This window comes from Brumimicrobium oceani (assembly GCF_003143775.1).
Taxonomy (GTDB): domain Bacteria; phylum Bacteroidota; class Bacteroidia; order Flavobacteriales_D; family Crocinitomicaceae; genus Brumimicrobium; species Brumimicrobium oceani.
In genome coordinates this window covers 14,480-36,184 of the sequence record NZ_QFRJ01000005.1, presented here as the reverse complement: position 1 = coordinate 36,184, position 21,705 = coordinate 14,480, and the positions used below count along the sequence as shown (strand labels likewise).

Sequence of the window (21,705 nt, the reverse complement as noted above, 5' to 3'; positions counted from 1 at the left end):
ATCATAAAAAATTAGAGATATGAATTTGAAATTAAAAATATGGAGACAACAAAACTCCAACGATAAAGGGAAAATCGTTGATTACAACATCACGGGTATCTCTGGTGACATGTCTTTCCTTGAAATGCTTGACGTTTTAAACGAAGACTTAATCGAAAAAAATGATACGCCAGTTTCTTTCGACCACGATTGTCGTGAAGGAATTTGCGGAATGTGTTCTTTACAAATTAACGGTGAACCTCACGGACCAGATAAAGGAGTTACAACTTGTCAACTCCACATGCGTAGCTTTAAAGATGGCGACACAATTTACATTGAGCCATTTAGAGCCAAAGCATTTCCAATTATCAAGGATTTAGTTGTTGATAGAAGCGCGTTTGACCGTATTCAACAGTCTGGGGCTTATGTTTCTGTAAATACATCAGGTAACACACAAGACGCCAATTCTATTCCTATTCCTAAGGAAGACGCTGATATGGCTTTTGATGCTGCTACTTGTATTGGTTGTGGAGCATGTGTTGCAGCGTGTAAAAACAGTTCAGCTATGCTATTTACTTCAGCAAAAGTTTCTCAATTCGCATTGTTACCACAAGGTAAAGTTGAAGCGAAGAAACGTGTTCAAGATATGGTTGCACAGATGGATGCAGAAGGATTCGGAAACTGTTCAAATACTGGAGCATGTGAGGCTGAGTGTCCAAAAGGAATTTCTTTAGAGAATATTGCAAGAATGAACCGCGAATTGATTTCAGCGAAAGTTGCAGTAAAGCATTAAGCGATTGTATTGCAGTAAGGGCGATTTCCAAATCGCCCTTACTGCAAACCATCCATAAAGCAAAACACATAATATTATTAAAAATGGAAGTCTCAAGGCTTCCATTTTTTTGTGGATCTTATTGATATTATTTAGCTCCTAGTGAGGCTGTTTTGCGAAGCTTCACTACAATAGTTATATCATCCGTTCACCCTTAAATTAAACATTAACCTTCGGTAATCTGATATAAAAAGTAGTACCGCTGCCCTTTTCCGACTCAAACCAAATTTCTCCATTGTGATTATTAATGATTTGCTTCACCATAGCTAATCCAAGACCAGACCCTGTTGTTTTAGTTGTAAAATTTGGTGAGAACATCTTCTTCTGAATTTCTATGGGTATTCCAAGCCCTTGATCATGCACAGAAATTAAGTAATTGTTAGCTTCCTCCTGACAAGCAATGGTGATTTTTGTGATACTCTTTTCTGGAGTCGCTTGAATTGCATTCTTCACCAAATTATTAAATACACGAATAATTAAATTTCTATCTGCAAATATTGTCCATTCTTTGTCCTTGTCCACCACCAACTCTATCACCACTTTATTTGATGAATACAAATCTACTATGTTGTAAAGAATCGGAATCAGGTTCAGGCTTTCTTCATTGGCTTTGGGCATTTTTGCGAAATTAGAAAACTCATTGGCAATCTTGGTGAGTGCATCAATTTGTTCTATCAGGGAGTTGGCAATACGTTGCATTTTCTCCTTGGCTTTCGGATCGTTAACGTCAAAAGAACGCTGAAAGTGCTGAACGCTCAACTTCATTGGTGTTAAAGGATTCTTAATTTCATGCGCTACTTGTTTCGCCATTTCACGCCAAGCAGTTTCTCGTTCGCTTTTTGCTAATTGCATGGCTTTTAATTCAAGTTCAACCAATTTATTATTGTAGTCTTTCACCAATGCTCCAATCTCGTCATCCCCTTTGTAGGCAATCGGTTTATTTTCCTTTCCTAATTCTACCTTTCTAAAACTTTGTTGGATCAATCTTAAGGGGGTAGTAATCCATCCTGAAACGAAAATAGCCACCACAACGGTAATTACCAGTAATAAAACAGCAATATTTATCACCGCAACAATAAAATCGTTCATTTGATTCTCGAAAGAATTTTGTTTAGAAAAATGCTGTAAATTAATGTAACCTAAAAGCTCGCCTTCATGATTTTTGTAGGGTAGATAAGCAGAAAGAAAGGATAATTCACCAATTTGCTCTAAGTGAATAAACTCACTCCTTTGATCAAAATTCATGGCATAAAACGCACCATGATTCATTTGTTTTGTACTTACTCCTTTGTCAAAAAGTTTGGGCTGAGAAGTAGCAAACAAACTTCCATCCAGTGCGTAAAAATTAATGTCTGTCACAAAAACATTGGCAAACTTTTTTAATATATAATTCAGATAATCACCTTGAATGGCAGGGTCTAAACTTGTCTTGCTCCCTATCTTTTGATCAATCTCAGTCTCTACAGAATAGATTTTCTCCTTTAAATTGTCATTGGTATACACTCCATATTGACGCGTTACGTTTTGTATAGCCACATACGCAAATATAATAAACGAACCCACGACCATTCCTATCAAAACAAGCTGAACCTTGAGCGAAAGTTGTAATGCTTTTAAGGGAAATATCGTTTTCCAATTGAATATCAATAGTACTATTAATGCAAAAATCCCAAAGAAAAGAACCAGATAAGAAAAAGTACTCAGTTGCTCAATGCCTCGTTTTTCAGGCTTCGATATTACAACGGCCTGACCATCCTCTTGCTGATAAATTAAATGACTTAAACCATCTGTCTCCACAAAGCCGGAACTTTTGTCCAATTTATCTTTAAAATAATTAATTCGGGTTGGAAAATTATAGCTTCCAAACCTCATCACAAGTTTGTCATTGGAATAGCGCGCAATTGAATAATCTTCCAAATCTTGCAGTGCATAAGATTTCTCGTTCATCAATAAACGGGGAAAACCAATTTGTTCTGGAATTTTTTTCGATTTAAACAAGATATAGAAGAAGAGCTTTGTTGAGTCGGAACGCGTTATTTCTCGCCTGCCGATGTAACTTAATTGGTCATAATAATCTTTCACAAAATAGAGATCTTCCGCAATTGAGGAAGCAGAGGAATGAACATCAATTAAATGTTCTATTTCCTCTTGTGTTTTAGATTGATTAGAAATATAGTCCATCAAAGGTGTTCCGTCTGGTTGAAAAAAGAAGAAGCTTAATTCGTACCTTTCCCAAAATTCCCCAAAGCAACAATTTTCTATTTCTATGCCTAAATTTGGAGCAGTAAATAAGTCCTTTTCATCCACGAGATGATAAAAATTAGGATTTTGAACCAGCTCTTCCAAGGTTGATGCATACTCAAGTTCCATATTGGGGTCTTGATCTGTAATCAATTGATTGGCAAACAAGTCCCTTTTCTGATGTTCGTTTGATTCATTGTTTTCAAAAAGAATAACCGCACCATAAAAAGCGATGACAATAACAATGGCTACATGATATTTTAAGGCATTTATCCTAGTGTTTTTAGTCGCTAAATAAAAGAACAAAGCGTTTAACAAAACGGGCCATAAAGCATTGAAAATATTTTTCTGAACGTAAATTATTTCAATAAAAATAAAAAGAACTCCACTAATAAACCAAAGTAGGGCCAATCTGTTGAGCGGTATTCTAGACCTTACTAAGTTTACGCTAATTTGCCTAACCAGTAAATAATAGGCCAAAAATAACGCCGAAATAATAACAAGGGCGATTACAGAGTAAAGTGAAAGTGAAAATACTTCATCAATTTTTAAGGAGATTGAACTATTTATAATCAGAGATTCAAAAATATAACTAATGAAACCTGAAAAAACCAACAATGACAAATAAGCAACGACCAAAACAAAAGCCCCTTTCTTTGTACCTTCCCTTAATACATTAAGGAAGTATAACACCCACCACACAACAATAGAAACAACGACCAATGTTAACACGAGGCTTCCGAGACTAGGAATCAAACTGCTATTGGCATACAAAATGGGATCATAAAGTTCAAACTCACTAAACAATTTTATCCATCCAAAATGAATGGATAAAAAACGCAATAGGAGAAGGAAAAGTGGATAAACTATAATTAGCCATTTGTAGTGATGCGCATATACAATAATGATTTTTGTGACTGCAATAAATAAACTTAAAAAACCAAAGGCATACAAACAGTAAATTAGCAATTGCTTTGTAGTTCCAATAGATTTTTCTTGATGAATCGTTACGTAGAATAAGGTTTTGTCATTTAAGGATAAAATTGGGGTATTATTACTGTTTTGCTCCCATTGAATACTCACTTCATTAGTAGTATTAAAAGCAGTAGACAAATCATTCTTTAAAGCATTGTTTTCATAAAAAAATTCACTTTTTATTTTACTACTCACAAACACTTGCAGGTCATGAATTTTTAGTTGATCAACCAAATAATAACCATTCGAAAATTTACCCACAAAATGGGCATTGGCTTTAGAAAAAGTTTGCTCTAAGTCAATTTGATTTGAATTCCAATATACCAAAGAATCATTACGGAGGATATGAATATCGAAATCACTTTTATGTAGCTCTTCGATAGTCCATAAGTGTGCTATCGTGTTACTATTTACAACATCATATAAGGATTTTTTAAATTGATTTTGCCTTTTTTCCAACGCCCAAAAATCGGCTTGAAAACTTTGCGCTTCACTTTCAACATCTGAATTATAAAATACAGAGTAAGCTGCCCAAGAAAGCAAGATGCTTGTGAGTGCTAGCAGTAACCATTTAGTTTTGTTTGAGATCGAAACCATTACAAACAAAACTAACTATTTTCGAGGAATATGACTTATTTTTCTTTGGGAAGGATGGAAGCCAAAACTCCATTTAATCTTAAAAAATCATTTTCTGAACGGCTATCGTTATGATAAATGAAATCTGCTTTTGTTTCATGAGGTGCTAAAAATGAATTATAGCAAGGAATAACATGATTATCCCATTGGTACATAATTTCAGATCGAGAATAACCCCTAGACTCTTGGTCACGATAAATTCGTCTATCTAATTGAATGGCTGGATCAACATCAACAAAAATACTGAAGTCTAATAATTCAAGCACTTCAGCATATTCAAAAACGAAAAGTCCTTCAACGATTAATAATGGAGATGGTTCAATAGTGATCAGTACATTTCTGTTGTTTCCCGCGTTGAACTGATACTCGAAAACTTCTATGCTTTTTCCGCTTACCAGTCTTTTAAGGTCATTGACCAAGCGCTCTTTATCTAGCGCGGTAGGCAAATCAAAATTTACTTTCCCGTTGGTATCTATCGATTGTTCCTCAATAGGTTTATAGTAATTATCCATGGAAAAAACCGAAGGGCTATATTCACTGTAATACTCAGCTAAACGATTCAACAAAGTTGTTTTCCCTGAACCACTACCTCCACAAATCCCTATTACTTTCATGCCTATTGCTTAAAAATGATTTTCTCCTGTTTTTCCAATTCTTTTGTATCTGTAGAATATGGAACCCCATTAATTACGTGCACAAAATTAGTAGTTTTATCTTTTGTTTTAAAAGAACTGGGGTTTAATTGAACATTTTCTATATCTTTTCTATTCAAATTTAAGGTCTGAACTCCGTCTTGAGTAATCACATAAGATGAGAAATTATCTCCAATCTCACTAACTATAAACTGCTTACCGTCCATTTCAAAATAAGAAATTATACTTTTAGGGTTACGAGAGTTAACTTCGCTAGGGCTACAAGAATTCAATTGAACTAGCTTTCTGTCTTCATTTAAACCCAAAATCTTAACGCAATTTGTGCTTAGGTCATTCATGACGAGGTAATAGTTTCCTCTCGAGTAAATTCCTTTTCCTCGTGATTGATACAATGATTTGTTATCAATATAAGCGCTTCCTTCCATATTTAAGGTTTGAAACAAGGTAAGCTCGCCCTCCGCAACAGGAGTTTTAATAGACTGCTCTGGAATCGCTTCAGCTTTGGAGTTAAAGTTGATAAAATTCATGTTGCTCAAACTCCCTTCATTGGAATAATAAGAAAAACTAATTGTTGATTCATCAGAACCGGCATACAACATTGGGCCTACCATTCCCTTTTTCTGAGATTTCATATCTGTTGCCGGACCTTTAAAATGATAAACCCTGTTGTTGTGGTGAGTAATGGAAATGAAAATATTTTCTATAATTCCATCGCTCTTAACAGGCAATTGAAAGTAAAAAACCAAAGCTTTTGGTGTATTCACGATTTCGTTTAACTCCAGCTCATTGGGGATGGTATATCCATAACTCCTAATGACTTTTAGCACATCAAATTTTGTAGAAACAACTCCACCACTTTGATTCACTTGGTTGTAATTAATGAAATTATTTTCTGGTTTAAAGTTTTCGATGAAATAAATATAGTTTGAATTGCTGGAAATAATCAATTTTGGGTCTTCGACTTTAGGATAGATTGTTTTTCCCCAAGAAAGCTCTCCTTCCGTGTTCAATAAATTGATATAAATATCTTTCGTAGATCCTGTAGGATCCTTCGATAACAAAATACTCCCTTGGTTTGGCCATTCTACTACCTTATAAAAGGGGTATTTATCTTTAGGTATTTCTACTTGAGTATGAGAAATAAGTGATAAAATCAGGAATAGAGAAAGAAATATTAATCGCTTTTGCATAGAACGCTATTTTTTTATGGAGGCATAAAAGTACTGAAATATATGCATGTTTTTAAAAACCAGTTGCTAAAGACTGTTAGCACAAAAGTAAATTTATTGACTGAAATGGTCATTCTAGATCTTCAAAAGGGATGTATTCCATAGTTTTATTTGTAAATTGCAGCCAATTAATTTTTTATTCGATTAAAACGAACCAATGAAAAGAATTTCACTTTCAATTTTGATGCTTCTCTCATTTATTTCTTTTGGACAACAAGGGGATGGAGGAGAACCAAACGGATTTAATTATTTCCTGAAAAACGGGAGAGAGTTACCGACTTACAGTTATGATCAACCCAACATTGCTGAATTAAGAGCAGAAGATAGAATCACCGATTCTTTAAAAAGTGGACCCTGGAGATTTGGGTATAATTACGCTACTTCAATAAACCTTGAAAACTCTGCAGTCTGGTATACAAAATCAAATGGAGACAAGCTTGGATTTTTAAAAATCACCTCAGATCAGGCAAAAACAATCAATTTAACATTTTCGAACACAGAAATTCCAGAAGGAAATGAATTGTTTGTTTACAATGCTGACAAATCATTTGTTTTAGGAAAATTTACACAAAACCATATCTATAAAGGAGAATTAGGAACAGAGTTGGTTCCTGGGAACACCGTTATTGTGGAGTACTTTGTACCAGCAAAAAACAGTGATATCATGGGCAATATTGAAATTTCGAGAATTACGCATGGTTACCGAACAGCTGGAGAATTTCAAACAAAGGCACTTGGGTCTTCTGGAAGTTGTAACATGAACGTTAATTGTCCTGATGGAGCGCCTTTCGTAAACCAAAGAAACAGTGCAGTGATGCTTGTTTCAGGAGGGAACGGATTTTGTTCAGGAGCATTAATAAACAACACACAGTATGACGGAACACCTTATGTTTTAACAGCAAACCACTGTTATTCAAACGTAACAAACTGGGTTTTTAGATTTAACTGGCAAGCTACAAATTGCAACAACCCTTCTACTTCCCCTTCTTTCCAATCTTTATCGGGAAGTATTGAGCGTTCAAAAAGAACTAATTCCGATTTCTTATTGGTAGAAATAACGGGAGGTCTTTCCAACGGAATTGTTCCTCAATCTCATTCACCTTATTACGCAGGATGGAACAGAGGGAATGCTGCTCCTACATCGACTATTAGTATTCATCACCCAAGTGGTGATATAAAGAAAATTTCTTTTGATGACCAACCAGCATCAGCCGTTCAAGCAATGGGTTCTCCTGAGGCAAATAGCTCTTGGAGAGTAGAGTGGGACAGAAATACAACGACTGAAGGTGGTTCTTCTGGTTCTCCTTTATTTAACCAAAACGGTGAAATTATTGGTCAATTATGGGGTGGAAACGCTGGTTGTAACGGTACTTCTTCTTCTGGTCAGGATTATTATGGTAGAATATTCAATTCTTGGAATCCTTCAGGAAGTGCCAATTCAGGACAACTTAAACACTGGTTGGACCCATTAAATCAAGGAAGTATTTCTATTTCAGGTTATGATCCTTATAACTCTCAATTCGATTATGATGCTTCCGTTACTTCCATTACAGGACAAGACGGTAAGAATTGCGAAAGTGGTTTTACACCTGAATTAAAATTCTTAAACAAGGGAGCTCTTCCTTTAACTTCCTTAGTAATACAATATAAATATAATGGAGGTTCAACTCAAACGATGAACTGGAGTGGAAATCTAGGTTACTTTGCATCAGAAACTATTCAATTGCCTACTTTTAATCAAGTGGATGGTGCCAATACAATTAGCGTAACTTTAGTGAATCCAAATGGACAAACGGACCAAGACATGACAGACAATCAAATGTCACTTAACTTTTCTGCTTCACCTAATGGAACTATTGTAGACATGGATTTGTATTTGGGATGCTATGGAGATGAAGCTTCATGGGTTTTGGAGAATGCTAATGGGAATGTTTTATATTCTGGAAGTGGTTATTCAACAACGAATGCACCGAATCTGATCCAAGAACAATTTTGTCTTTCTGATGGATGTTATAAATTGAATTTGATGGATGCTTATGGTGATGGTTACGAAGGTGCCTATTACAATCAGTGCGATTTTACAGGAAGCATGACCCTTCGCAACAATGCTACAAATGCTCTTATTGCAGAATTGCTAGAGGAAGATGCTAATTTCGGTGATGAAAAAGCATTTACTTTCTGCTTTAACGCAGTTTCTTTAAACAGTGAAGAATTAGAAAACAATATCACAATTTATCCAAATCCATCTAATGGTGATTTTACTATTCAAATGGATTTTGAAGGAGAGAAAAATATTGTTTTGAGAAACATTACTGGCCAATCTGTAGCTTCTTATCAATCTACCGATAATCAATTCAAAGTTGCAGGGAACAATCTTTCAGCGGGGATGTACATGGTTACAATTTCAAATAATGAAAGAAGTGTGACAAGAAAAATTATTGTAGAATAATAAAAGGTGTTTAATATTTATAAGGCTGTTCTTTCAAAAGGACAGCCTTTTTTGTTTACAGTTATTTCGAAGAATTATATTTAACTTTGAAAAATGGCAGGCATTTATATTCATATTCCATTTTGCAAACAGAAATGTACCTATTGCGATTTTCATTTCAGCACCACTTTTTCTGCGTACAGAGAAAAGATGATTAATGCTATTGTTGTTGAGCTGAAAACACGAGTGAATTATCTTGGCAAACAAACCATTTCTACCCTTTATTTTGGTGGAGGAACACCTTCTCTACTGACCCGTGAAGAACTTAAATTAATTACAGAAACGGTGCATGAAAATTACCGAGTTGAACCTGAAATTGAATTTACGCTAGAAGCAAATCCTGATGATATTAACGCAGAGCAGCTTATGGAATGGAAAGCCTTGGGAGTAAACAGATTAAGCATAGGATTACAATCATTTCTACAGGAAGACTTAGATTGGATGAATAGAGCACATTCTGCTGAAGAATCTGTAAGTGCAGTTAAATTAGCAAAAGAACATGGTTTTTCTATTACAGTAGATTTAATTTATGGTTTACCCAACAGAACAAGACTTGATTGGGAATACAATATTGAAAAATTAGTTGCACTTTCTCCAGATCATATTTCGGCTTATTGTTTAACAGTTGAAAAACGAACTGCATTGCACAAACTCATCGAAAAAGGGGAACTGCCTGAAGTTAGTGAGGACGAGCAATCTGATCAATTTGAAATTTTGGTAAGTACAATGAAGTCACACGGATACCACCAATACGAAATTTCCAACTTCGCCAAAGAGGAAGCGTATTCTCAACACAATTCTAATTACTGGAAAGGTATAAGCTACTTAGGAATAGGACCTTCCGCACATTCCTTTGATGGTGAAAGTAGAAGGTGGAATGTAGCCAACAATCCCCAATACATCAAAGGAATTACCGAAAACACGAACTACTTTGAGGAGGAGATTCTCACTCCCAAAGACAGGTTTAATGAACTACTTTTAACTGGTTTGAGAACAAAATGGGGTGTTCACCTTGAATCACTCTCTTTTAAACATTGTCCTACAAAACAGTTCCGTAAACAATTAGACGCCTTTATAGAATTTGAACTGATCATTGAAAAAGAGGGAACAATATATCTTACTGAAAAGGGGAAATTACAAGCAGACTACATCGCAGCGATGTTGTTTCTGGATTAAGCGTTAACGTAATAAACTAAAATAACCTTGGTGCTCATGATAGATATCGCGGTGATTCCTGTATTTAATTCTCCAAACATAAACTCCATCTGGCGCTACATTACCGTTAATTCTTCCGTTCCATCCCTCCTTCGTATTGTCGGTTTCAAATATTTTATTTCCCCAACGATTATAGATTTCAAAAGTATAGTTTGAAACATCTAAGATGATAGGTAAAAACAACTCGTTATAATCATCATTATCTGGAGTGAATGCGGTAGGAACATAAAATGTAGTTTGTGGTTCCACAAAAATAGTTCTCACAGCAGTGTCTTTACATCCAAATTCATTCGTAACCACTTGGTATGGATAATGGTAGCCTCCTTCAATATAGTGAAAGCTTAAATTTCTATCGGTGGTACTGGTCAATGAATCCAACTGATAAAAATGTTGTTCACTATCAATACTTAAATCAGAGAAAAAGATTTCTGTTTCAAAGACATTGGTCACTTCAGGAGAAACGGAAAAATCGGCTACAGGAGGAGTGTATACTTGCACCAAGTCTTCTTTCGTCATATCTAAAGTATCAATACAACCTTCATCTGTCCTGATTACCAAGCTTACGTCATAGATTCCTGGTTGACTATAATTGTGAATTGGATTGACTTCGTTTGACGTTTCACCATCACCAAAACTCCATGTATAAAACAATTCGGAAGAAGCTTCGCTACTGTCGTAAAACTGGACTTGATCTGGTGCGCAGAACAAACTAGAATCAAAATCAAAATCTATCATTGGCGGTTTATGCACCTCAATTGTATCAAGATATGTATCTACACAAGAATTAAAAGTCACCGTAAAAGAAATGGGGTAATTACCTGGGCTATCATAGGAAACACCAAAAACATCTTCTGTCGTGTCTAAGGATGGTGAAGCATTAGGCCCAAAATTCCAAACAAATGTTGCTTCAGCATCATAGCTACCTTCTCCTTCAAAATCAAACGCATTATCAACAATACACTGAGGATCTGAAGGAGGAAAACTGATGTCCATTCCTTCATAAACAGTAAATGTTTGTACAGACGAATCCGAACATGGCCATCCTGGATTGAGGTATAATGTTACCTCAAAAATTCCTTCTGAGGGAAAAGTGTATGTTGGTGCGAATTGGGTGCTTGTAGAATTTGGATCGCTAGGAACGCCAAAATCCCATAAGTAATGGGTTCCACCAAAACTGTTGTTTTCAAATTGTATAGTTAAACCATCACATTCACTGTTGAAAGTCAATAATTCGTCTTGAGGAACAATCTCTGCGGCTGCAGAAACATCACAATTAAAAACAGTAAAAAGAAAGTCTCTTGAGGTGGTGCTAATCAAAACACCATTCCTGTATTCTGAAACACAAACGCCCACAACAAACTTCCCGATAAGATCTGGTGCTGCAGTGAGGAGACCTGTATTGGGATCAATATTTATAGGTCCGTTGGGTCCAAAAGGAATTGTTTCACTAAAGCCTATTTCCCATAAAATTTGATTATATGGTGGGTAGTTTGGAGGGTTAGGCATAGGATTTACGCTAGATCCGCCATGATTGGGTGTACACAATTCATAAACTAAAACATCGCCATCTGGATCTGTTGCGGAATGATCAAAAACTAAATCATCATTATTACAAAGCAAAAGCGGTGGATAATTTGAGTAGCGTGGACTGCTGTTGCAAATAATGCCATTCGCATTTCCCGGAATTTCTGCTGTTAGTGTTAAACCTTCATCTGCAGGGTTCATCAAGTTCATAATTCCTGGCCCTCTACAACATCTTTCATAAACCAATGTGTAACCGTTTGCACTAGCTGGAAGCGTAATTGTTTTGGTGTAAACAGCTTCTTGAACACATATATTAGTGGGCGGTGTAACACATGGATTACTAAATGTCACTGGTAAATTTTGACTTCCCGGAAAACCTACAGGATAGGTGTCGATCCTATTGTTTGTCACCTTATCAAAAACACCGAGGAAAAGTGGAATATCAAAATCGGCCCCAGAACTATTACAATCTCTATAAACCTTAATCGTAACTTTATATTCATTATTTCCTAAACAGTCATAATACATCTCTCCTCCAACAATATGCGACGCATAAAGCTGAAAGCCTAAAAACAGAGATATGAACACAAGTAGGTTTTTCATTTCCCCTAAATTACATAAAAAGTTATAAATCACCCACTTCGATTTTCCGAAAAATATATAGGTCTAAATTTCACTCTAAAAATAGCGCGTTTTAAAGCGAATTTAATCAATCCAACAGATTTCTGTTGAAAACTAAAAATTTGATTGTTTTTATCAGGAATTTCCTTGCTACATTTGTTGAGATGCAAAAAACGTATAAACCTTTTCATATTGTCTTGTTTATAGTGCTTTGCCTAATCTTATTGGGTGCAATCACCTATGCTGTTCCCGAAGGAAGAAAAGAAATTTTTGGATATGAATTCCGGTTTTTATCGGAAGCCAAACTTCTAAAAAACGAAAAACGAAAGGAAGTCAACTTAGACTCTCTTTTTATAGATATCGATACAACAATAGTGGATGAAGTTGAAGAGCCCGAAGGAAAAGTAAAAAATTATAAGCTTACCAAGGAAGATTTACTGTCTTATTCTGAATCGGGAAAAAAGAAGTTTACAGCTTTTTTAAATCAACTCAAAGGGGGGATTTCCCAGAAAACAAGGATTCTGCACTATGGAGATTCACAAATTGAAGGAGATCGAGTAACGGCATTTTTGAGACAAAGGCTACAAACTCAATTTGGTGGTTCTGGTCCTGGATTTATTCCTGCAGTAAACGTGTATGAAACAATTTCTTATACGCAAACGGTTTCAGAAAACTTTCAGCGATACACCAATTTTGGAGGACAAAAATTATCGAATAAAAGGTATGGAATAATGAATTCTGTGGGGAGATTTACTCCAGAATATCCTGATTCTATAAGTTTAGACAGTTTGAAATTAGCCACTGCATGGATGGAAATTGAACCAGGAAGACTTGCTTATGGAACAGCCAAAAGATACAAAAGTATCACCTTGCATTATGCAGATGCCTTTTCGCCTTGTGAACTAAAAATTTGGAATAATGGAGAGTTGGTTAAATCAGACTCTTTAATTCCAGATGGAAAATATCATAAATTTAAATATACATTTCCAGGAGAAGTAGGAAAGGTGAAGTTTGAATATACAGCTAAAATTAGTCCTCATATTTTGGGGTATTCTTTGGAGGGAGACGGTGGATTGCAAGTAGACAATATTGCGATGAGAGGCTCTAGCGGAACTTTTTTTGGGAAAATTGACCAAACTTTGGCAAAACAAATTTATGATGAGCAAAATGTAGAATTGTTCATCATGCAATTTGGAGGAAATGCTGTTCCTTATATCAAAGATTCTGCGGATGTTGCTCAAACTGTTCGTTATTTTAAAGGGCAATTAAATGTCATTCAACGCCTAAGACCAAATGCGATGATTATTGTTATTGGACCAAGTGATATGTCAACCCTTATCGAAGAAGAATTTAGAACCTATCCTTTACTGCCTTTTTATGTGGACGAATTGCGAAAAATGACAAAGGAAATTGGTGGAGCATATTTTGATATGTACGCCGCAATGGGAGGAGAAGACGCAATGGCCGCTTGGGTTGAAAAAGGTTTAGCCAGCCAAGATCATGTCCATTTTACCTTAAAAGGAGCCAGTATTGCAACACAAAAATTCTATGATGCTTTTATGACATCGTATAATAAATTAACCAAAGTAGATGATTCAACAAAAAATTAAAATAGCCATTGTTTTTTTACTATTCACGTTCAATTTTTTCGGACAGGAGCTTCCTGTGGTTGAAGAAGATTCGCTTTTGACGGAAGAAAAACTAGATTCAATAGCAAAGTCAAAATTGAGTAAACACAGCGACTCTCTAAATGGATACCTTAACGATGATTTATTTGGAATAATTGATACTTCTATTCAAAATCAATATCCTTTTATCAATTTCGATCAAAATCATTATCAGTTTTATACGAAAGAGAGTCCAACATTTGAAAAGTTATTTTTTGATGTTCAGCAAATGGTGAAAAATAAATCTGGGAAATTGAACTTTTATCACATTGGCGGATCTCACATTCAGGCAGATATTTACACCAATGACATGAGAGAATATCTGTTCAATTATTGGGATGATTTACCAGGGGAGAGGGCTTGGGTTTTTCCTTTTAAAATGGCGGGTACAAACAATCCATGGAATTATGGGTTTACTTCTCACAATGACTGGAAAGGCTATCGCTCTGTAATTCATCGAAACGATTCTGTCCATTATGGCTTAATAGGGGCGGCAATTGCCTGTGCGGATAAGAAAATCAACCTTGCATTTAGATACAAGGGCAACAATGAAAATCCGCCAATTGATCACATAAGAGTTTATCATAACAAGGGAGAAATGCCTTATGAAATCAACTATGATCCGGTAAACAACCCTGTTCTTCATCAATTTACAAACGAGGAACTAGGATTCACGGATACTTATTTCAAGAAAGAGCTAGTTTCTTTTGAAGTCGATTTCATTAAGAAAAACGACAGTTTAATTTCGGATTCCATTCAAAGTAAGACGCTATTTATCTATGGATTTCAACTGATGAATAAACACCCTGGAATATCTTACACAGCGATAGGAATCAATGGAGCAGGATTGTATACTTATTTGGACAATGAAAACTTCACTGAACAATTGTCACAATCTCCACCCGATTTTTTCGCTTTTTCTGTGGGAACAAATGATGCGAACGTTCCGTATGCTGACTTTGACCCACAGGTTTATAAAGAGAACTTAGAAAAAATGATGAAAAAAGTACTCTTGGCCAATCCTGATTGCGCAATTTTATTAACTGTTCCTAACGATTCTTATTATAAAAGAAGATATCTCAACAGAAATGTGGATAGAGAAAGAACAGTAATTATTGAATTGGCGAAGAAATATCAAGTTCCCGTTTGGGATTTATATGGAATTATGGGAGAGTTGGGTTCTTCAAAAACTTGGGCGACCAACAAATTAATGAAAGGTGATTTGGTCCATTTTTCAATCGATGGCTATCATTTAAAAGGCGATTTATTTTTTGAAGCTTTCTTAAAATGGATAGAACAAATGGAGAATAAACCTCCTGTAACAATATTAAAAAAGGAATAAATGCAACGATTGCTCGATGTTTTTTCTTTGGCTTCTGTTGATTTGACCTTTTCGAGGTTAGATTTCTGGTTGTTCTTTTTAGTAGTAATGATTTTCTTTTCATTCCTGCACAAAAACAAGTTGGTTCGAAGTATTTACCTTACGGCAGTTAGTTTATTCTTCTACTATAAAACATCCGGACTTTCTGTTTTTATTCTTGTTTTTGCTTTGGCTTCCAACTATAGTTTTGGACATTTAATCGCGGCCCAAACCAAGGAAACATCTCGAAAAGTAGTTTTGGCGATTGCTGTTATTCTGAATATTTTTGTTTTGGCTTATTTCAAATATGCCTATTTCTTTACGAGCTCCTTCAACGATTTTTTTCATACCGATTACGAAGTCTTTAACATGATTTCCTATTTCAAAAATGGATTTAGTGCTTATGGAGCAAATGATATTTTTGGTCGATTACTTTTGCCTGCTGGAGTTTCGTTTTTCACTTTTAGTTCTATTGGATATATCGTAGATGTTTATAGAAAAGAAGTTCCACCAATCAAAAATGTATTTCATTACTCCTTCTTTATTTCCTTTTTCCCTCATTTAATTTTAGGTCCAATTGTTCGTGCAAAAGAGTTTGTTCCTCAAATTTCTAAACCATATTCTTTAAATAAAGACGAATTTGGATGGGCAATTTTTCAAATTTTAAAAGGAATTTTCAAGAAGCTAGTTTTAGCAGATTATATCGCCGTTCATTTCATTGATAAAATTGTAGACTCCCCTGAATCTTATCCAGGATTTGTGAGTTTGGTAGCTATTTTCGCTTATTCACTTCAAATTTACGGAGATTTCTCAGGATATACCGATATGGCCACAGGTGTAGCGCGATTAATGGGATTCAAATTAATGAAGAACTTCAATTCGCCTTACAAATCATTAAACACCGCTGAATTTTGGAGAAGGTGGCATATTTCACTCGGTAAATGGTGGAAAAGTTATTTATATATTCCTTTAGGTGGGAATAGAACTGGAGGTTTAGCGTCAATTACCACAATATCCATCATTTTTTTATTCTTGTTTTTCTTTACGAAATGGTTCTGGCTTTTATATGCGCTAGTGGCATTTATCGCTATATATTTCACTGTTCTATGGTTATTTCCGCATGCAAAAAAGATCATTTATCGAGATATGAACCTCATGATTACCATGGTGGTTGGAGGTTTGTGGCACAATCCCAATCAGAATTATTTGGTTTGGGGAGCGCTGAATGGTTTAGGACTGGTCTTTTACAACCATTGGAAGAAAATCTCACCTTATGAACAATTGAATCATTGGTTGGTGAGGGCTTGGAAGATTTTTTCAACCTTTACCTTCATGACCATCGCCAGAATTTGGTTTAGGGTAGAAGGGAAATCCGAACCTTTTGATTATTTCAACCACATGGTCTCAAAATTCCATTTTAACATCGATGCTTTTCTTTTAATGTGCAGCACTTTTTCAATTCCTTTAATCATTTTAGTTTTAGGAATGATTCTTCATTGGCTTCCAGAAAGAAATGAAACGTGGTTAGAAAATCGATTCTCAAAATCTTCTTTCGCAATGCAAATCGTAACGAGTTGTGTTTTTGTGATTGGAATTTATCAGCTGGTGGCCGATACGTCGAAGCATTTTGTGTATTTCTATTTTTAGTTGCTTACTAGAGAATCGCAAATTGATTCAAATCTTTTATTGATGGAAGTCAATCATTTTAATTTGGTTTTAACACAAAAAAGATCCTACGAAAATTTCTTCCCAACTTATTGGGAAGGAATTTTCGGAGGATGACATCCAATGTGTGGGGGTGTTTTGAAAAAAGGGGAATAAAAAAGATGATGCTGCGCATCATCTTTTTTATTCCCCTTTTTTCACTCCAAACAACTGTTACAATGTCATCCTTTAATCAATAAAAATCTCTGATTTTTGATGATTAAAGGATCTTACTGGAGAACGAAGTCCTTATTCACGGATATAGAATCCTTCAATTTTTAATTTTTTATTACTTAATCAGGAAAATCAAAAGGATTGGCGTACTTATATTCATACCCAAACTTCTCAGCTATTTTATTCCCATCAATGATTTTATAATCTTTATTTTCGCCATCAAAAGTTGGTGGTTCAATATTCAATTGCTTCGCTGCGAAAGTGTAGTATTCCTTTTTTGTGGGATGAACCGTTGCTGAACCATTAAAAACCTCTCCCCAAATTGAATTATTAATGATGTGGTCGATTATTCCTATGCAATCATCTTGGTAAATTAAATTAACTGGATCATTGCCTCCACTAATAGTTCTTCCTGTCATGTATTTAGCAGGGTTTCGATCTCCACCAACCAGTCCTGCAAAGCGAATAATTGTGAGTCTTTCTTTAGCAAATTCTTCTAGCATTTTTTCGGCATCAATCAAATAGGCAGAGTTTCTTCGTGTTCCTTCTAATTCTGATGCTTCTGTTACCTCTTGATTATTATTCGCATAAACAGAAGTAGAACTGATGAAGATTATTTTAGCCGGTGGTTTTAATTGTTTTACAATTTTCAGCATGAAGTTGCCATATTCTTCCTTCAAACTTGATGGTGGAATATTGAGTAAAATATAATCCAACTCAGAAAGCCACTTTGTTTCTTCATTGCTCTTTTCACTGTCTAAAATGTGAGCATTAATTCCAACTTTTTCTAAGCTTTCAATTTTGTCTTTAGAAGTTGTAGTTCCATGAACCGTTTTTTCTTCTTGAATCCATTTTTTCGCTGTTGGAAGTCCAAGCCATCCGCATCCTACTACACCGTATATGTTTTTGCTCATTTTTTTATGTTTTTAATCTTAATCCTCTGCTAAACTAAGGATAATCGTCTTGATTTTGAGTTGATTTTACAAACTATAACAAACCAAAAAAAAGGTGTGGATCTCTCCACACCTTTCACATAAACGATATGCAATTACGCTTGCTCCTTTGCGGCAGCAAGAGCTTCTTTAATTTTATCTTCGAGTTCAACCATCATTTCATCGTTGTCTGCAATGATTTGTTTTACTGCATCTCGTCCTTGACCTAACCTAGTCTCTCCGTAAGAGAACCAAGAACCACTTTTCTTGATGATGTTTAGATCAACTCCTAGGTCTAATATTTCACCAACTTTAGAAATACCTTCTCCATACATAATGTCGAATTCTGCTTTTCTAAATGGTGGCGCTACTTTGTTTTTTACAATCTTAATTTTGGTTCTGTTTCCAATTACTTCGTCACCATCTTTAATTTGACTAGAGCGACGAATGTCAACACGTACAGAAGAGTAGAATTTCAATGCATTTCCTCCTGTTGTTGTTTCAGGGTTTCCGAACATTACACCAATCTTGTCTCTCAACTGATTAATGAAAATACAACATGTTCCTGTTTTGTTTATAGAACCCGTCAATTTACGCAATGCTTTGGACATCAATCGTGCTTGCAGTCCCATTTGACTATCTCCCATTTCTCCTTCAATCTCTGCTTTTGGAGTAAGTGCTGCTACTGAATCGACAACCAACAAGTCAATTGCTCCTGAGCGAATAAGATTATCCGCAATTTCTAATGCTTGTTCACCGTTGTCTGGCTGAGAAATAATCAGATTGTCTGTATCAACGCCTAATTTTCTTGCGTAAAACTGGTCAAATGCGTGCTCTGCATCAATAAATGCTGCAATTCCGCCTTTCTTTTGTGCCTCAGCAATTGCGTGAATCGCTAGAGTTGTTTTACCTGATGATTCAGGACCATATATTTCTATAACTCGACCTTTTGGAAATCCACCTACGCCAAGCGCGATGTCTAAAGTAACAGATCCTGAAGAAATAACATCTATATCTTCAACGGCTCCATCACCGAGTTTCATTACTGAACCTTTCCCATAGGTCTTGTCCATTTTGTCCATTGTAAGTTGAAGCGCTTTTAGCTTATCTTCATTTACTTTAGCTTTTTCTTTTGTTTTCTTAACTTCTGCCATATCGTTTATTTTTAGCAAATTTAGGTGTGCAGAACGTAATCTTTTTACGTTCTGGTAAAATTATTGTGATTTGGTTGATTTATTCTTTTCTATTTTAGTCTCAAGTTGCTGATTTTAAATTTTTAAGGGGCTTGTTATTCTGCTTCAAAACTTTTTGTAATTTCCTCCGCATGTGCCTTGGTTTTAGGCTTTTTAATTACGTCATGAATCTTTCCATCTTCGTTAATTAAAAATGTTGTTCTGTGTAATCCATCATATTCTTTTCCCATAAATTTCTTTGGTCCCCAAATACCATAAGCATTAATTAGTTCATGCTCTGTGTCTGCAATCAAAGGAAAAGGTAAATCATATTTTTCAATGAACTTTTGGTGACGAGCTTCAGCATCTGGGCTTACACCTAAAATAACAACGCCTTCTTTTTCCAGTTCAGCATAATTATCTCTCAAGTTACAAGCCTGATTTGTACAACCTGGTGTCATGTCTTTAGGGTAAAAGTATAACGCCACCTTTTTTCCTTTATAGTCAGAAAGTGAAATTTCTTTTCCGTTTTGATCTTTTCCTGTAAAACTTGGAGCAACATCTCCTTTTTGTAAATTCGTCATTTTGATATTATTTTAAACATTCTGTTGACAATATTATAATCAAATGTAATAACTTTATTTTGATTATCGTCAATTTTCTAAATTATTTTCAAATTAAAAACACAGTAAGCGGTTTTATGTTTGATTTGGTACTTTTTCTAAGCGCTCTATTATTAAGATAGTGAAATAAATGAGATGAGGAGGAATAATTGGAAATAAATTTTGGTATAAGTAGAAAATTATGAAAAGATAAATTTAAATTTCGGAGTCCTCTCCCTCGGTCCCTTCAGTCAACTGACTGAGGATGTAGAAATGTTCTCCCTTTCAAGAATGACTGCAACACTAGTATAAATTAGCATTAGTTGAGTTAAGTTTAGGTTTTCGAATCGGTTAATTCTTTGAATAACTTGTTCCAAATAAATCGTGAGGGATTAAGCCAGGGGATTAGTTCTTTTTCCATCGAATGGTAGGAAAAAAGGGAGATTGGGATTATTGATTGTGAGAAAGAATGAGTATTCAATCGGAATATGGCATTTAAAAATTCGAAAAACTATTCCCCATTCCCATCAAACCATTCCAAAACATCATCAAAAACCTCCTCCCAATAGTCGATTTCGTAATTCACTTTTCCCGTAGATTCAACTTTGTAAAAACTATGTTCTGCATTTTCATAAAGCTTAGATTGAACATTGTTTTTTCCATTAAGAATAGCATCAATCACAACTTGATCAGCATACAGCCCAGCAATATCTTCCGTTCCTGAAATATAAAGGATATTCGCTTTTGTTGCCATCATATCCTTAAAACTATGTTCTTCAAAACTTAAAATGGACTCTTTAAAATTCTTGTCTGAATTGTCTTTTTGAACTTTTCCTTCACGTATATATTGGTGCATTTCTCCCTTATATTTCTGGTAGGTTTTAAAATCAATTTCTCCCTGTAAATATTTTAAATAGAAATCATTTGCAACATGTTGAGTTCTTCCGTAAGGTGCCGATGCTAACATTACGACATCTGTCACATATTTGTTCAAACTCGCAACTCTAATCGCCTCCAATCCGCCTTGCGAGTGACCAATGGTTAAAATCCGATTCGAATTAATCACTTTATTTTTCACCAACGAATTAACAAGAAAATCTCCTCTTTTTCCGAGATAATACAAATTATTAGATTTCACAAAGTTTGAATCCACCAATTCTGGTTGACTTATATCAGGAACGTATTCTGAATTAACTAAATCCGATTCTTTAGCATAAACAGGAACAAAGGGTTTAGATACTAAAATAAGATTAAAACGTTCAAGAAATTTACTGAAATTAAAATACGAAAATGGAATCATTCCTAAACTTCCATTTTTCCATTCTATAATCAATGGAACTGGCAAGGAACCATTAAAATAAATAGCCGTTGGTTTATTTATATCAAAATTTGTGGAGTTAATAAGATAGGATATTTCATCATTTTCATTGAAAGTTATGCTCTGTTCAGTGAAAACCTCATCATGAATTAAATAGTTTTCTTGCGCATGAATTTTGGTTTGAAAAATCAGGATGAACGAGACCGCAGCAGCTTTTGAAATATTAGTGAAAGTCATTTTCATGGATTTATTTTTTATGTAAAATCAGAATTCTGTTCTCAAACCAAAGATATACTTTTTAAAGATTACGGTGATAATGTATTGGAATAGTGATGAGAACAAATCTCCAACCACTGGTTGGGTAAATCAAATAACAAGTAATT

At 35.0% G+C, this 21,705-nt stretch carries 14 protein-coding genes; 6 read left to right on the top strand and 8 right to left on the bottom strand.

What is annotated here, in order from left to right; translation table 11 throughout:
- Window positions 1-19 precede the first annotated feature (19 nt).
- The gene (locus DIT68_RS07930) at window positions 20-772 is read left to right on the top strand and encodes a succinate dehydrogenase/fumarate reductase iron-sulfur subunit (protein WP_109359265.1); all 753 of its coding nucleotides are present in this window, start codon (window positions 20-22) and stop codon (window positions 770-772) included.
- A gap of 198 nt (window positions 773-970) precedes the next feature.
- Here DIT68_RS07930 and DIT68_RS07925 read toward each other — a convergent pair whose 3' ends face one another.
- The 3 genes from DIT68_RS07925 to DIT68_RS07915 are packed head-to-tail and all read right to left on the bottom strand — an operon-like array spanning window position 971 to window position 6,506.
- A complete protein-coding gene (locus tag DIT68_RS07925; protein ID WP_109359264.1) occupies window positions 971-4,624 on the bottom strand; it encodes a sensor histidine kinase in 3,654 nt (1,217 codons plus the stop codon).
- 35 nt (window positions 4,625-4,659) lie between these two features.
- A complete protein-coding gene (locus DIT68_RS07920) occupies window positions 4,660-5,277 on the bottom strand; it encodes a uridine kinase family protein (protein ID WP_109359263.1) in 618 nt (205 codons plus the stop codon).
- A gap of 2 nt (window positions 5,278-5,279) precedes the next feature.
- Complete coding sequence (locus DIT68_RS07915; protein WP_109359262.1) at window positions 5,280-6,506, bottom strand: hypothetical protein; 1,227 nt, start codon at window positions 6,504-6,506, stop codon at window positions 5,280-5,282.
- A 196-nt stretch (window positions 6,507-6,702) separates the two neighbouring features.
- Between DIT68_RS07915 and DIT68_RS07910 the strand changes: the two genes are divergently transcribed.
- Window positions 6,703-8,994: a T9SS type A sorting domain-containing protein gene (locus tag DIT68_RS07910; RefSeq protein ID WP_109359261.1), complete on the top strand. Its 2,292-nt coding sequence runs from the start codon at window positions 6,703-6,705 to the stop codon at window positions 8,992-8,994.
- A gap of 93 nt (window positions 8,995-9,087) precedes the next feature.
- Window positions 9,088-10,209 (top strand): radical SAM family heme chaperone HemW, encoded by a 1,122-nt coding sequence (gene hemW, locus DIT68_RS07905; protein WP_109359260.1) that lies wholly within the window; start codon window positions 9,088-9,090, stop codon window positions 10,207-10,209.
- Window positions 10,210-10,212: 3 nt separating this feature from the next.
- Here hemW and DIT68_RS07900 read toward each other — a convergent pair whose 3' ends face one another.
- Window positions 10,213-12,375 carry a PKD domain-containing protein gene (locus DIT68_RS07900; RefSeq protein WP_109359259.1) on the bottom strand — a complete coding sequence of 721 codons (2,163 nt, stop codon included), beginning with the start codon at window positions 12,373-12,375 and terminating at the stop codon, window positions 10,213-10,215.
- A 182-nt stretch (window positions 12,376-12,557) separates the two neighbouring features.
- On the opposite strand from DIT68_RS07900, the gene DIT68_RS07895 reads away from it, so the two are divergent.
- Genes DIT68_RS07895 through DIT68_RS07885 form a run of 3 tightly spaced genes read left to right on the top strand, consistent with a single transcriptional unit; the run spans window position 12,558 to window position 17,067 of the window.
- Complete coding sequence (locus tag DIT68_RS07895; RefSeq protein ID WP_109359258.1) at window positions 12,558-14,003, top strand: SGNH/GDSL hydrolase family protein; 1,446 nt, start codon at window positions 12,558-12,560, stop codon at window positions 14,001-14,003.
- Window positions 13,984-15,402, top strand: a complete 1,419-nt coding sequence (locus DIT68_RS07890) for a GDSL-type esterase/lipase family protein (RefSeq protein WP_109359257.1) — start codon at window positions 13,984-13,986, stop codon at window positions 15,400-15,402. Before DIT68_RS07895 ends, DIT68_RS07890 begins: the two co-directional genes overlap by 20 nt.
- Window positions 15,403-17,067 (top strand): MBOAT family O-acyltransferase, encoded by a 1,665-nt coding sequence (locus tag DIT68_RS07885; RefSeq protein WP_109359256.1) that lies wholly within the window; start codon window positions 15,403-15,405, stop codon window positions 17,065-17,067. It begins immediately after the preceding gene.
- A 350-nt stretch (window positions 17,068-17,417) separates the two neighbouring features.
- On the opposite strand, the gene DIT68_RS07880 is transcribed toward DIT68_RS07885, so the two are convergent.
- The 4 genes from DIT68_RS07880 to DIT68_RS07865 form a co-directional block, all read right to left on the bottom strand.
- Window positions 17,418-18,212 carry a Rossmann-fold NAD(P)-binding domain-containing protein gene (locus tag DIT68_RS07880; protein ID WP_109359255.1) on the bottom strand — a complete coding sequence of 265 codons (795 nt, stop codon included), beginning with the start codon at window positions 18,210-18,212 and terminating at the stop codon, window positions 17,418-17,420.
- Between the two features lie 134 nt (window positions 18,213-18,346).
- Window positions 18,347-19,384, bottom strand: coding sequence for a recombinase RecA (gene recA / locus DIT68_RS07875; RefSeq protein WP_109359254.1), 1,038 nt, complete (start codon window positions 19,382-19,384; stop codon window positions 18,347-18,349).
- Window positions 19,385-19,518: 134 nt separating this feature from the next.
- Window positions 19,519-19,986, bottom strand: a complete 468-nt coding sequence (gene bcp, locus DIT68_RS07870; protein ID WP_109359253.1) for a thioredoxin-dependent thiol peroxidase — start codon at window positions 19,984-19,986, stop codon at window positions 19,519-19,521.
- Window positions 19,987-20,515: 529 nt separating this feature from the next.
- Complete coding sequence (locus DIT68_RS07865; protein ID WP_109359252.1) at window positions 20,516-21,565, bottom strand: hypothetical protein; 1,050 nt, start codon at window positions 21,563-21,565, stop codon at window positions 20,516-20,518.
- Window positions 21,566-21,705: the final 140 nt, after the last annotated feature.

Excerpts from the sequence above, each read along its gene's own strand:
- DIT68_RS07885 (WP_109359256.1), top strand. The coding sequence starts at position 15,403 with ATGCAACGATTGCTCGATGTTTTTTCTTTGGCTTCTGTTGATTTGACC.
- hemW (WP_109359260.1), top strand. The coding sequence starts at position 9,088 with ATGGCAGGCATTTATATTCATATTCCATTTTGCAAACAGAAATGTACC.
- recA (WP_109359254.1), bottom strand. The coding sequence starts at position 19,384 with ATGGCAGAAGTTAAGAAAACAAAAGAAAAAGCTAAAGTAAATGAAGAT.
- bcp (WP_109359253.1), bottom strand. The coding sequence starts at position 19,986 with ATGACGAATTTACAAAAAGGAGATGTTGCTCCAAGTTTTACAGGAAAA.
- DIT68_RS07890 (WP_109359257.1), top strand. The coding sequence starts at position 13,984 with ATGATTCAACAAAAAATTAAAATAGCCATTGTTTTTTTACTATTCACG.
- DIT68_RS07865 (WP_109359252.1), bottom strand. The coding sequence starts at position 21,565 with ATGAAAATGACTTTCACTAATATTTCAAAAGCTGCTGCGGTCTCGTTC.
- DIT68_RS07910 (WP_109359261.1), top strand. The coding sequence starts at position 6,703 with ATGAAAAGAATTTCACTTTCAATTTTGATGCTTCTCTCATTTATTTCT.
- DIT68_RS07880 (WP_109359255.1), bottom strand. The coding sequence starts at position 18,212 with ATGAGCAAAAACATATACGGTGTAGTAGGATGCGGATGGCTTGGACTT.
- DIT68_RS07915 (WP_109359262.1), bottom strand. The coding sequence starts at position 6,506 with ATGCAAAAGCGATTAATATTTCTTTCTCTATTCCTGATTTTATCACTT.
- DIT68_RS07925 (WP_109359264.1), bottom strand. The coding sequence starts at position 4,624 with ATGGTTTCGATCTCAAACAAAACTAAATGGTTACTGCTAGCACTCACA.
- DIT68_RS07920 (WP_109359263.1), bottom strand. The coding sequence starts at position 5,277 with ATGAAAGTAATAGGGATTTGTGGAGGTAGTGGTTCAGGGAAAACAACT.
- DIT68_RS07900 (WP_109359259.1), bottom strand. The coding sequence starts at position 12,375 with ATGAAAAACCTACTTGTGTTCATATCTCTGTTTTTAGGCTTTCAGCTT.
- DIT68_RS07930 (WP_109359265.1), top strand. The coding sequence starts at position 20 with ATGAATTTGAAATTAAAAATATGGAGACAACAAAACTCCAACGATAAA.
- DIT68_RS07895 (WP_109359258.1), top strand. The coding sequence starts at position 12,558 with ATGCAAAAAACGTATAAACCTTTTCATATTGTCTTGTTTATAGTGCTT.